General features: G+C 58.7%; 13 protein-coding genes, 1 tRNA gene and 1 pseudogene. 11 read left to right on the top strand and 4 right to left on the bottom strand.

The genetic code is table 11. The features are described from left to right. Nucleotides 1–2: 2 nt before the first annotated feature. The 6 genes from LB515_RS13605 (at nt 3) to LB515_RS13580 (ending at nt 2,673) form a co-directional block, all read left to right on the top strand. Nucleotides 3–488 (top strand): UPF0262 family protein, encoded by a 486-nt coding sequence (locus LB515_RS13605; RefSeq protein WP_224708024.1) that lies wholly within the window; start codon nt 3–5, stop codon nt 486–488. A 100-nt stretch (nt 489–588) separates the two neighbouring features. Continuing rightward, nucleotides 589–1,038, top strand: coding sequence for a low molecular weight phosphatase family protein (locus tag LB515_RS13600; RefSeq protein ID WP_224608971.1), 450 nt, complete (start codon nt 589–591; stop codon nt 1,036–1,038). Between the two features lie 197 nt (nt 1,039–1,235). Next, nucleotides 1,236–1,454, top strand: coding sequence for a translation initiation factor IF-1 (gene infA / locus LB515_RS13595; RefSeq protein WP_006200926.1), 219 nt, complete (start codon nt 1,236–1,238; stop codon nt 1,452–1,454). A 128-nt stretch (nt 1,455–1,582) separates the two neighbouring features. Then, nucleotides 1,583–2,209 (top strand): Maf-like protein, encoded by a 627-nt coding sequence (locus LB515_RS13590; RefSeq protein WP_095765708.1) that lies wholly within the window; start codon nt 1,583–1,585, stop codon nt 2,207–2,209. A gap of 13 nt (nt 2,210–2,222) precedes the next feature. Beyond that, a complete protein-coding gene (yacG, locus tag LB515_RS13585; protein ID WP_140847161.1) occupies nt 2,223–2,432 on the top strand; it encodes a DNA gyrase inhibitor YacG in 210 nt (69 codons plus the stop codon). A 165-nt stretch (nt 2,433–2,597) separates the two neighbouring features. Next, nucleotides 2,598–2,673, top strand: a tRNA-Phe gene (locus LB515_RS13580). A 37-nt stretch (nt 2,674–2,710) separates the two neighbouring features. Here the strand turns inward: LB515_RS13580 and LB515_RS13575 are convergent. Then, a complete protein-coding gene (locus LB515_RS13575; protein ID WP_411969136.1) occupies nt 2,711–3,898 on the bottom strand; it encodes an IS481 family transposase in 1,188 nt (395 codons plus the stop codon). 283 nt (nt 3,899–4,181) lie between these two features. Here LB515_RS13575 and LB515_RS13570 point away from each other — a divergent pair. After that, nucleotides 4,182–4,304 (top strand): annotated as a pseudogene (locus LB515_RS13570) (Arm DNA-binding domain-containing protein); the annotation flags it as partial. Nucleotides 4,305–5,443: 1,139 nt separating this feature from the next. Here LB515_RS13570 and LB515_RS13565 read toward each other — a convergent pair. Beyond that, nucleotides 5,444–5,779, bottom strand: a complete 336-nt coding sequence (locus LB515_RS13565; protein ID WP_224708022.1) for a hypothetical protein — start codon at nt 5,777–5,779, stop codon at nt 5,444–5,446. A 139-nt stretch (nt 5,780–5,918) separates the two neighbouring features. Between LB515_RS13565 and LB515_RS13560 the strand changes: the two genes are divergently transcribed. Beyond that, the gene (locus tag LB515_RS13560; protein WP_224708021.1) at nt 5,919–7,166 is read left to right on the top strand and encodes a GGDEF domain-containing protein; all 1,248 of its coding nucleotides are present in this window, start codon (nt 5,919–5,921) and stop codon (nt 7,164–7,166) included. 416 nt (nt 7,167–7,582) lie between these two features. Then, on the top strand, nt 7,583–7,750 hold the full coding sequence (locus LB515_RS13555; protein WP_224708020.1) for a hypothetical protein: 168 nt from the start codon (nt 7,583–7,585) through the stop codon (nt 7,748–7,750). A 255-nt stretch (nt 7,751–8,005) separates the two neighbouring features. Here LB515_RS13555 and LB515_RS13550 read toward each other — a convergent pair whose 3' ends face one another. After that, complete coding sequence (locus tag LB515_RS13550) at nt 8,006–9,880, bottom strand: ATP-binding protein (RefSeq protein WP_224708019.1); 1,875 nt, start codon at nt 9,878–9,880, stop codon at nt 8,006–8,008. 254 nt (nt 9,881–10,134) lie between these two features. On the opposite strand from LB515_RS13550, the gene LB515_RS13545 reads away from it, so the two are divergent. Further along, nucleotides 10,135–10,647 carry a hypothetical protein gene (locus LB515_RS13545; RefSeq protein WP_224708018.1) on the top strand — a complete coding sequence of 171 codons (513 nt, stop codon included), beginning with the start codon at nt 10,135–10,137 and terminating at the stop codon, nt 10,645–10,647. 40 nt (nt 10,648–10,687) lie between these two features. Beyond that, a complete protein-coding gene (locus LB515_RS13540; RefSeq protein WP_224708017.1) occupies nt 10,688–10,837 on the top strand; it encodes a hypothetical protein in 150 nt (49 codons plus the stop codon). A gap of 342 nt (nt 10,838–11,179) precedes the next feature. Here the strand turns inward: LB515_RS13540 and LB515_RS13535 are convergent, their stop codons facing one another. Further along, the gene (locus LB515_RS13535; protein WP_224708016.1) at nt 11,180–11,635 is read right to left on the bottom strand and encodes a VOC family protein; all 456 of its coding nucleotides are present in this window, start codon (nt 11,633–11,635) and stop codon (nt 11,180–11,182) included. Between the last annotated feature and the right edge of the window lie 586 nt (nt 11,636–12,221).

The raw sequence follows: 12,221 nt of genomic DNA, 5'->3' as shown, positions 1-12,221 counted from the left end.
CGATGTCCGGCCGCGACCAGACCCGCGACAGGCTGATCGACGTCGAGCTCGACGAATCGATCGGACGTTCGACGCCCGACGTCGAGCACGAGCGGGCCGTGGCGATCTTCGACCTCATCGAGGAGAACCGTTTTCGGCCGGTCAATGATGACGGCGCGGGTCCTTACAAGCTTAAGCTTTCACTGGCCGAGTCCCGCCTGGTCTTCGGCGTCTGCCGCGAGAACGGCGCCGAGGTGGTCACCCACATCCTGTCGCTGACGCCGCTGAGACGGATCGTCAAGGACTACTACCTGATCTGCGAAAGCTACTACGAAGCCATCCGCTCCTCGACGCCGAGCCATATCGAGGCGATCGACATGGGCCGGCGCGGCCTGCACAATGAAGGCTCGCAGACGCTGATGGACCGGCTAGCCGGCAAGATCGAGATCGACTTCGACACGGCGCGCCGGCTGTTCACGCTGGTCTGCGTGCTGCACTGGCGGGGCTAGATCAGGATGATGTTTCGTTGAAACACCGTCCTGATCCAGTTCTTTGTTGGAGTATGATTTTTTCCAAAAACCGGTTCCCACTTTTTGGGATCATGCTCTAGTGGCCGCCCTGCCCCATTCGATCCTGTTTTTATGCGGCATGAACGCCGTGCGCTCACCGATCGCGGAGCAAATGGCGCGCCGCATGCTTCCCGCCACCACCTTCGTCGCTTCGGCCGGTGTGCGCGCCGGCGAGCGCGACCCATTCGTCGATGCGGTGCTCGCCGAAGAAGGCCTGTCGCTTGGCGAGCGCCAACCCAGGACGCTGGCCGATATGGAGGACGATTATTTCGACCTGATCGTGACGCTGGCGCCGGAGGCGCATCATGCGGCGCTCGAGCTGACGCGCTCGCTGGCCGTCGAGGTCGAATACTGGCCGATGCCCGACCCCACCGACACAGGCGGCACGCGAGAGCACATCATGGCCGCCTATCGCGATGTGCGCGAGCGGCTGAAAGCGCGCATAAGCCGACGTTTTCTGCTTCCTGAGGCAAAAAACGCGGCCGATTAAGCATGTTCACAAGCGGGCGATTATCATATAGGTTCCGCCGCAAATTCCGGCCGGAGTCGGATGATTTCCGGTCGGTTCGGCCGGAAATCACCCGACTCCGGATCAAAGAACTAGAGCACGATGTCGCCCGAAACCGCTTGACACTTTTCGGCATCATGCTCTAGGCGCCGGAACCGCCATCCAAGCAAAGGTATCGAATGCCGAAGGAAGAAGTCCTCGAGTTTCCAGGTGTGGTCACCGAACTGCTGCCCAATGCGATGTTCCGGGTGAAGCTCGAAAACGAACACGAAATCATCGCCCACACGGCCGGCCGCATGCGCAAGAACCGCATTCGCGTGCTGACCGGCGACAAGGTCCTGGTCGAGATGACGCCCTACGACCTGACCAAGGGCCGCATCACCTATCGCTTCAAGTAACCATCTAGCGCGGACCCAGAGCTGGATGATTTCAGGTCTGTTCGACCCGAAATCATCCGGCTCCAAATCAGAGAGTGGAGCATGATGTCGTCCGAAAACCGCTTCACACTTTTCGGCATCATGCCCCCATGAGCATTCTGCAGAAGCTGGTGCTTGCCTCTGGTTCGCCGCGCCGCATCGAACTCTTGCAGCAGGCCGGCATCGAGCCGGACCGGGTGCTGCCCGCCGATGTCGACGAGACGCCGCTGCGCGCCGAGCATCCGCGCTCGCTAGCCAAGCGCCTTTGCAAGGACAAGGCCGAGAAGGCGCTGGCCTCGCTGAAGAGCGAGGAGGACTATGCGCCAGCCTTCATCCTCGCCGCCGACACGGTGGTGGCGGTCGGACGGCGCATCCTGCCCAAGGCCGAGACGATCGACGACGCCGTCAATTGCCTCGGCCTGCTTTCCGGCCGCTCGCACCGGGTCTATTCCGGCATCTGCCTGATCACGCCCGGCGGCAAGCTGCGCCAGCGGCTGGTCGAGACAAGGGTGCGCTTCAAGCGGCTGCCGCGCGAGGAGATCGACGCCTATGTCGCGTCGGGCGAGTGGCGGGGCAAGGCCGGTGGCTACGCCGTGCAGGGCCTGGCCGGTTCCTTCGTCGTCAAGCTGGTCGGCTCCTACACCAACGTGGTCGGCCTGCCGCTCTACGAGAGCGTGGCGCTGCTTTCCGGCGAAGGCTTCAAGGCGCACCAGCACTGGCACGCCGCGCGCTCATGAGCATAGTCTACACATGAGCTCGGGCGACAAGGTAACGCCGCTGAGGCCGAAACGGCCCTGCCCCGAATGCGGCAAACCGTCGGTGCGCGAGCATTATCCGTTCTGCTCGGCGCGCTGCAAGGACATCGACCTCAACCGCTGGCTGAAGGGCGCCTATGTCATTCCCGGCCGCGACGGCGAAGAGGAAGAAGACGACAGCCCGACGCCCAAGGACGAGCCGTAAGCGCAGCCGGCGACCGGTTGTTTTCCAGCGATTTTTCTTTCCTGACGAAATCAACACCTAGGCGCTGGACAGGCAAGATTCCCGTGCTATAACCCACGCGCTTTCAAGGGGCGCCGCCTGGCGCCTTCGTGAAACCCGGCGGGCGCATCCCGTTAGCCGGCACAGGCCCAGATAGCTCAGTTGGTAGAGCAGCGGACTGAAAATCCGCGTGTCGGTGGTTCGAATCCGCCTCTGGGCACCATTCCCTCTTGGTCCGTTCCGGACACATAGGTTACGGTTTATACCGGAGACATGGGTAACACTTTTGGCCCGAAGGGGTTGTGGAGTGGTTCGAGCCTGAATGTCTCATCATCAAAGTACCCCAAATCATAGTCCATGAAGCTGGCAAGCCAGATATGGTCTTCGATCTGTTTGATGCCGACGGTCTGGCCGGCAAAGACGAGGCTAAGGTTGATCTTCTTGCGATTGTAGCAGATGCGACCGCAGGTGGTGACGGTGACGGCCTTATCGTGAAACGGATAGTCGAGCTCTGGCAAGCCAGTGTAGGGGCGCGTTGAGGGCGTGTAGCGCTCTGCCGGGCAGTCCATGCCGAGCGCCTGATGCGGGCGCTCTGAGTTGAACTCGTCGATGAAGTCATCGAACCTAGCCTGTTGCTGAAGGAAATTGGCGCCAGCCGGTTTGGTGGCTTCCTTCTTCAGGGTGAGGTGCATGCGCTCGTGGCGCCCATTCTGCTGTGGGCAGCCCGGCTGGATGCGCTCGATGTCGATGCCCAGGCGCAGCCACCAGACCGACAGCTTGCTGAGGTTGAAGAGCGCGTTGGGGCTGGCGAAGGGAACGCCATTGTCGGTCCTGATGGCGCGGGGCAGACCGAACTCCTTGAAAACGCTCTCGAACATGGTGAAGGCATAGGCTTCCTTGGTGGTCGACAGCGCCTCGCAGGCAATGAGATAGCGGCTGGCGAAGTCAGTGATCGTCAGCGGATAGCAATAGCGCCGATCGGTGAGCATGAACTCGCCCTTGTAGTCGGCGCACCACAGATCATTGGGTCGACAGCTGCTTGAAAGTGGCGTCCCCGTCGCCTTGTTGCGCCGTCGCTTGCGGTGCTCGACCATACCGTGCCGGTCGAGCACCGCATGCACCGTCGAGATCGCAGGCCTGTGCACATCCGGATAGAGCCGGGCCAGCCGCTCGCGTATCTTAGGCGCACCCCAAGTCGGCTTGTCCTGCTTCAGGCGCACAATCAACTTCTCGATTTGAAACGGAAGCTGATTGGCGTGGCGATAGGGTCGGCGTGACCGATCCGTCAGCCCCTCAAGGCCGCTATCATTGTAGCGCGCGAGGATCTTGTAGCCGGTCTTGCGCGAGATATCGAATTCCCGGCAAAGGACCGCCATCTTCTCTCCGTCCAGCAGACGGGCCACGAACTTAAGCCGCTCGTCCATGACGTTACACTCCTTCCAAGGCACCTTGCTCTCCTTGCAAAGGGCCAAAAGTGTAACCCATCTATCCAGAATGAACTGTCACCCATCTCTCGGGAGGGGCACTTCTCCCGACATTCCCTCTCGCCAAAGCTTCAACGCTCAAGTCTCCGCAAGGCACTGAATTTGCTCCTCTTTTCGGCACGATGAGTGTGCTTGAACGAATTTCATCGCAGTTCGGCAGATTTCGTCCAACGGGGCGAGGTGTTGGTATTTTTGTTGGTATCTGAGACCCTGTTGGTATCGAAGCGCCAAAACAGGAGGTCCCACAATGGCTCTCTCCGACGTGAAATGCCGCAACGCCCGGCCCGCGTCCAAGCTCCAAAAACTGTCCGATGGCGGCGGGCTGCAGCTATGGATTCAGCCGTCGGGAACCAGGCTATGGCGCCTAGCCTAGCCCCGCTCAAGGGCGTCTTTGAAACTGGACATTTTGGTCGCCTCCGACTGGTCAGCGCATGAGGCCGACGGCAGATCGGCCGCAGCTCTTCAGTCTAAAGAACGCACGCAATCGGCGGATGTTGCGCGGAACTGAATTGGGTGCGTCTATCGGTGTTCGTCCGATTGCGAGACGAGGGCCCTCAGCTTACGTCCTTGGCCCGCTGCCGTCTTTCCGTGCTAGACGATGTAGGAGTCTTTGAACTCGACCAGGAAGCCACCTTTCAACGCGAAAGATTGGCAGGCTTAGCAAATGTCTCCGGACCGCCTCGTTGGAGAACTGGCCCCTCAGCAACTCGGCAACTCGATCGTTCTGACGTAGCCCGCGCGGCATTTCTTGGCACCTGTTTGCTTTCTAACCAGCGCCGGTGTTGAAGTTCCCAGCGGCTGAGGCCGAGCACGACATCTCCCAGTTTCATGATCGAACGGCGATCTCCACTGGCAGCGGGGAGCGCTGGTTCTGCAGCGAAGCTGATGCCCGATCCGAAGAATGCCGAAACGCACGCCGGTAGCGCCCACCGTGGTCCTGAACTGCTGCACAAGCGCGGCTTTGGTTCCTCTGACGGCCAGCGAGCGTCGTCAGGTTAGGAGTGTGTGGTCGAGCTTTGTGGGCCATCAACTCAACACCAACCCGGCCACCAAAATGACCACCGCGAGGGATACTGGAACGGCCAGCAACCAGCCCGCTTCCGTTAAATCGATTTCGGCGTCTTTCACGAACACTCTCCTTTTCAGGAGAAGGGTTCAATCGCCCAATGGTTCCGCTGATGCTAAGCCCACCTCGAGGTAAGTCGCTCCATCGAGGAAAGAGTTCGGTTCAAGGCGCAATGGCTTTTTATTGGAGGACCAACGAGACATACCGGATTGGGCAATTGGTTTCGTTCCAGCAAGATTCCCTCCGTGGCTGCGGCCCACGATGACCGCGCTACCTCATCAGAGCTTAATTCGGCGAGACATGCCCTCACGGCCACGGGCCATTTCGGTCCGCGCTTAGACTATTCGAGCAGATTTTTAGCGGCTGCACATTGTCTCACAGCGGACGCCCGCGTGCTGATTATTTACCGAGACCGGCTGGAAAAGGACGCCGTGGTGGTCGCATCACTCATGGCAGTCGAATGCGACGAAAGCGCCAAGACATACCGCGTCGGAGACTATCAGGTCCACTAGCTCGCAATCCCTCTCAATTAGGTGGGGATCACGCTCGCGGATGGTCCAAATAGTGTCCTTAATGGAGATCGTATCGCCGGGCCGGACGTTGGCGAGCAGTTGTCGAACCAACTCCACAGTTTGACCACGCGGCCGATCACCAATGGGAATCCCCACCACTGAAATCCCAAACCCAAGCACCCGAATTTTTTCTACCTCGGCGGAACAAAAAGCAATCAGTATTTTTTCAAAGCCGATCCGCGATGGCACCCGGAGAATTCTGGCCACCCAGGTTCTTGGAATACGTCATGGCTAGAAATGAAATCTTCAGGATAATTTGACAGGCTGGGAATTTGCGGGACCTCAGGGTGGGGTTCGAACGGATGATTAGGAGAAAGCGCAAGGCCTCTCGACTGTGTCAGACCTCATGCACCTCGATGCGCAGGATGACCCTGCCCTAACTGCTGAAGTTGACCGGCTTCTGGCGCGCCGAACGCGCGATATCCGCCTCAAAGGTGAAATCAAGCGTCTGTTTCGAGCACGAGTCTGGCCGCAAACGGCGAAGATCATTCGTGCCTGGATGATCTGGGTGGCCTTGTTGGATCTGCTGACGCTGGCGCTCAACATGCTGATGCTCCCAAACGCAATCGCGCAATCTTTGCTTCTGCCTGGAGCTATCATCCCGCCCGTCGTCGTCGCAGTGGTTCTAGCATGGCGAAAGCCGCGCCCCTCCTGGTTCGAAGGGGCTTCACTGATTGTAGGTATGTTCCTGATTTTGTTGTCGGTTGCGTTGGTCGGCGTAAGCGCTGGCGGTGAGTTCTATGAACGGCAATTGAACGTCATGCTGTTCGTGGCCATCACAGCCATCATCATCTTCGGCATCCCGCTAGCCTGGACGGTCGCGATTGCCGCGCTGGCGCTCGGACTGTATCTGGTATTTCAGGTGCAGAATCCGGCCATCGAGCATGGGAGCGCCGTCGCTGGAACGCTGTTCTTCGCCAGCGGTATCTTCGCGACGGTCGCAGCACGGCGCATCATCACAATTCTCGCTCAGAAGAGTTTCCTGTTCGAGCTACGCGACCGGCGCAGGGTCGCCGAATTGGCTAAAGCGAACGATCGACTGGAATTGCTGGCGAAGACCGATCCGCTCACGGGCATCGCCAACCGGCGCTGGATGACTGAGACGCTTGACCACCTGTGGGGAAATGACAAACGTTGCCTCGACGGTGCGGCAATGCTGATGTGCGACATTGATCACTTCAAGAAGCTGAACGATCACCTCGGCCATTCCGAGGGTGATCGCTGTCTGGTGGAGGTCGCCAATATTATTCAGGAGAACATCAGGCGCGATCGTGATTGCGTGGCTCGCTACGGTGGCGAAGAGTTCCTCGTGCTCCTGCCCGGGGTAACCGAGGAAGAGGCCGTCTCTGTAGCTGAGCGGGTTCGTAGGAGCATTGAGGCCGCCGCTTTGCCCAACCCCGGATCCCGCGTCTCGCGCAGCGTCACACTCAGCATTGGCGTGGCAGTTCAGACTGCTGACGAGGCCATTTCACCGGAGCAGTTACAGCGTCAAGCGGACGCCGCACTCTATCTGGCCAAGCAATCCGGCCGGAACCGGGTGCGGCTCCACAGACCCGACCCGGCGGTTCACAAACATATCCGCTCGACGCGGTGAGGCCTCGAGTGAGGTCCGCAGTGCGACGTTCCAGAATATCTTTGCATTTCGATCTACGTGGGTTGAACGTAGCGTCTTCACCACATGCAGCGCGCGGTTCGCTGACGATGGAGCACATGAAAGCCCCGTTCGCGTTCGGACTCGCAGGCTTGAGAACGCTTGATCTGCCCGCCGTTAAGCCGCTGTGTTTGGTTCGTCACCACAGCTATCAGAACTACGAACCTTCCCGGCCACGCGCCGAGCCAAATGGAAGTACGACAAAGACGTTAAAATCCGACGTATATTCTTAGCCGGTAAGAAACCATACCCCGCCGCCCATTCTCCTGTGGGGAAACCCTCCGTCCCTTAGATCGTACTAATTTGAGTAACGGGCAAATGGCTTGTTGCAAGTTCGTAAGCAACCACAGGAGAGTGTCATGGCCAGCATCTTCGGAAACCTACTAAAACATTGGCGGGCGGTGCAGTCATCGCGGTTATATGCGCGTCGGCAAATGCAGCCGGAATTGGCGCCGGCGCATCTGTCGCTGGCAGTGGCGGCGTTAATGCCGGGGCTGGAGCTTCCTTGGGCGGCTCCAACGGGGTGAACGCCGGGCTCGGTGCGTCCATTGGCGGATCAAGTGGCATCAACGCCGGAGCTGGTGCTTCGTTAGGCGGCCTCGACGGGATTAACGCCGATCTCGGTGCCTCCGTTGGCGGATCGAGTGGGGTCAACGCCGAGGATAGTGCTTCGTTGGCTGGCTCCAACGGGGTGAACGCAGGCGCTGGGGCGACAGTGGACGGTGCCAGCGGCGTCACGGCGGGCTTGGGCGCTACGGTAAGTCGATGCTCCTCTGCCTTCGTTATGGGCTATCTTCGGCAGCGTTTCCGCTCGCCGCGGGTAGGCTGAAGTGAAAAGTTGCGCCGTTACCGTGGGATCCGACCGCCCACATGCGCCCGCCATGCGCCTCAATGATTGAACGGGCGACGCGAAGTCCCATACCTGTCCCGCCTGGTTTCGTTGTAAAGAACGGGTCGAATATTTGTTCGGCTAGGTCCCGCGGGAACCCTGGGCCGGTATCGCTTACCGAAACAAGAATGTCGTTTTCGATCCCCTGTGACTTAACGACGACCTCTCGTTTTCCTTGGACGTCCTTCATCGCCTCGATGCTGTTGACAATCAGGTTCATCGCGACCTGCTGCAGTTGCACGCGATCTCCGGCGATCTGAGGAAGATCGGTCGCCAGCTCCGTTCGTACCGATATGTTGTATCTCGCTGCCTGGTCGCGCAAGAGGGCCACGGTTCCTCGATTGATCTCATTCACATCAAGAACCTCCCGATCCAGGCTCCCCCTTTCGAATTGTGAGCGTATCCGTCTCAGAATCTCGGCGGCACGTTGCGCATCTCTTACGATTCTGCTGACGGCCGTATGCAACTGGTCTAGGTCAGGTCGGGCGCGATCGAGTTCTTGCAGGCAGACGTTGGCATTGGTGAGGGCACCGGTGAGCGGTTGACTGACTTCATGCGCGAGGGAGGCTGCCAACTCTCCCATGGTTGTCACCCGATTAATGCGGGCAAGATCGCTCTGCGATTGTCGCAAGGCTTCTTCGGCCCGCTTCAGGTCATCGATGTCGGTTGTCGTTCCGACGAATCTGAGGAGTTTCTGCTCAGAATCTCGCAAGACCACGGCCTGTTGGAGATGCCATCGATATGTCCCGTCGCGAGCGCGGAGAGACCGGGCCTCCATTGCGAAATCCTGCCCCGAACTTACGCCATGCCAAAAGGTCTTGACTGCCATCGCACGATCATCGGGGTGGATCACGCTCATCCAGGCCTCGGGATGCGAGCGGACATAATCCAGGGTCTGACCGGCAAAATCGAGCCAGACTTGGTTCACGAAATCCGGCGTTCCATCGGGTTTGAGCGTCCAAGCAGACACCGGAAGTCGCTGCAGCAATCCAACTTGGAGCTGTAGTTCGTCATACGCATCTCGTAGCCCTTTCCACATGTGGTTGAATGCCCGGACGAGAAAGTCGAGTTCGTCGCTTGGCCGAGGTGGGCGCCGCTTGAGTTGGAGCGGCGCCTGCGGGCCGCGAAAATCATATCCCCTGAGCGCTGTTCCCATCGCTGTGAGGTGACGTGTGATCAGCCGGTGGACAGTAAGCAGGATGAAAAACGAAACCATGAACGTCTTTATCGCCTGACCGATCATGATTGTCGCAGCAGTATTGAGAAGCTGGCGATAGATCTGATCGTATGTGGCTTCGACCACGAGAATGCCAAGTAGTTGTTTGGTATCGCGTTTGGAATAATAAATTCTAAGTTCGTGCCGCTCTGGCGGATTAGCCTGGTGGGTCCCTGCAGTTACGACGAGAGGGGCAGCTTGATCGGTGATCTCACGCAGTTCAACGTAGCGGATATTGGGCAAGCGAAGGATCCCCTCGACCTGCAACTGAAGTTGCCGACCATCCATCTCCCAAAGTCCCTCGCTAAGACTTTGCCGGTAGCTGCTGTCAATCTCCGCCATCTTTTTGTCTATTGCTTGGACGTCGCCGCGGTAATCGAGATAAAGCTGCGTCAATGTGAGAAGCAGCGTGATCACCGAGCTGAAGATGAAGACACTAACAAGGAGACGCCCTCCAATGCCCCGAAGAAGATGTGGGAACAAGCGCCAAGCAGACGCGCTGCGTCTCAGCTCCGGCCATTCGCGATCGAATTTGCCAACGTCCGTACTCACGTATGTCGATTCAGATTGCAAAACCCGCCCTCGCGACGCAAGCTCGCACAACCCATGTTGACATGGCTGCTAGGCTCGGCTCGCGCGAGATCGAGACCTGTACCATCGCATAAAACGAGTTCCTGCACTATCGGCCAAATGTGGGATGCAAGGGACACCCGCAAATGGCGAGATCTGCAGACTTTGGGCGCTTGCTTTGCAGGACTATAATTCTTGCGTGGGTCATCAACGGACCAGCCTTCTCGGCGGAGCGTTTGCGGTTCGTCAACGATGATTTTTTGGGTCCCACCGAGGGCATAACCGATGGAAGCTCGCCAGGACTAGCGGTTGAAGTCGTCAGGCAGGTCTTCACCGGCTTGGGGCAGGACGTCTCCTTCGAGTTCTTCCCGGCGAAGCGGGCTTGGATGATGGTCATCCGCGGTGAGCGCGATGGAATGCTGGCCACGTTACGAACCGGCGAAGGCGAGCGGTTCTGCTCTTTTCCTGACGAACCGCTGGTCCGGGATAGGTGGGTCTTGTTCGTGCGCAGGGCCGACATCGGGAAGCTAAAGTTTTCGTCGATGGACGATCTCATTGGACACGACGTCGCTGTTCGCGAACCAGTCTCTGGCCCCCTCGCACAACCGACCGTGTCGCCTGAGCTATGGAATTTCTTGCGCAAGCATAACAACATGGTCGCGACAGACGGCACCGCGGTTAGTCTGCGCATGTTGGGCAGCCGGCCGCGTCGATTACGCGGTCGCGAGTCTCACCTACGGGATGAGTGAGACTACAAAATTAGGATTATCTGGAAGGATCGAGCCACTGTTGTCCCGTAGCGTGGCGGACGAAGATGTTTATGTCTGTTTCACCAAGGGGCGCGTTTCGCCCGTTTTGATCGACGCCTTCTCGCTCGCTCTCAAGCAGTTCAAGCGGACCGAGGCCTTCCAGAAGATCTACAGAAAGTATTTCCCGTAACGTCCGCCAATTTTCGTGATGAGCAGCAACTCAGCATCGGGGCCAAGCCCAGGCCAGCCCATAGAAGGCCCCGCCCGAATTGCCTCTCGCACGAAGAGGGCAACGGCGATTGCGCTCTAAGCTGCAGCAAATGAAGCAATCGACTCGACCCAAAACTACGGTGCATTCCACATCGACTCCAGTCATGAAAGGCCGCTCTGCTCCAAGCCTTGGCACCAAACTTTGATCGCGGCTATTTCGGTTGGGGCCGCTGCCTTAATCGACGGCATTCAGGCACTCGCATTCATCGCCAAAGAATATTCAGTGAAAACCGGATCACGGTGGACCTTGCGTCCCCCGGTGCTAACCGTAAACGACAGCCGACTTACTTTGGCCCACTTCGATGATGTAACCGTCTGGATCCCGAATGTAGCAGCGGGTCTCGCCGTACTTTTCCATCGGCTCTGTGATGAATTCGGCGCCCCGAGCTCGCCAGCATTCGAAGCAGCCACGGACATCAGCAACGCGAATGTTCATGAAGCTGCTGACCGAGTTTGGATCTGGGGGAACCCTGAGCGTCACCGACGGCTTATCAGGTGTGGGGCCGCCCCCGATATTGACGATGAGCCACGTGTTGGCGATCTGGATGTATCCCGGCGCGCCACTGCTGTCGCCCAGGCTCAGGATGTGGCCTCCAAAGACCGTCTCATAAAATCGTGCGGAGCGTTCGATGTCGGCGACTGTCAGAAAATGCGCGACGGTAAAGCCGCGATGGGGCGGCATCATATAGACTTCGTTTTCAACTCGTACTCGGGACATACGCGACTCCTATCGAGAGAGTTTTCAAGTCTCCGGTCCCGGCCACGACGCGCGCCGACGGGGTCTAGTGTGGCTCTGGCGACATGGGTTTAGGTTGACCTTAGTATTGAGACGTGTCCGGATTTCGCGCGGGCTCGGTGACGAGAATGTGGATCAAGGCGCGTCCTGATCCAATCAGACGAAGGTGTGAACGCGCCTGCACCGCGCTAATCTATCGCCGACACCAAGGTGCTATGGACCTCGTTGGGTTGTACAGGCACCGTGTATCCATCGCTTAGGCGAGCACATGGGTCGCTGTGGCTGGTTGTTTTCTAAAGGTGTTGGAGACGCCGAAGCATTTCTGCCAGCGCGTGCCGTGGGTTCCGCGCGTATGTTGTGACGCTTCATGCCGGCGCTGTCGATGCATGGTGCGATTGGGTCCTACCGCCGGATTAGGCGGGAGGTGAGTGAAATCGTCTCCAAAGAGAATGCTTGGGATCGGGCCGGAAATGTCGCTGGAGTAATCTGGGTGTCTCCAGTACGGGCGGCGAACTGCTCGGGATCGACTGTCGTCTCTTTCTTGATCGGGTTCCATCGACTTGAAGGC

The sequence above is a fragment of the Mesorhizobium sp. CA15 genome (assembly GCF_020165215.1).
Classification (GTDB): domain Bacteria; phylum Pseudomonadota; class Alphaproteobacteria; order Rhizobiales; family Rhizobiaceae; genus Mesorhizobium.
The sequence above is the reverse complement of the archived record's forward strand: the minus strand, read 5'-3'. Positions and strand labels throughout refer to the sequence as shown.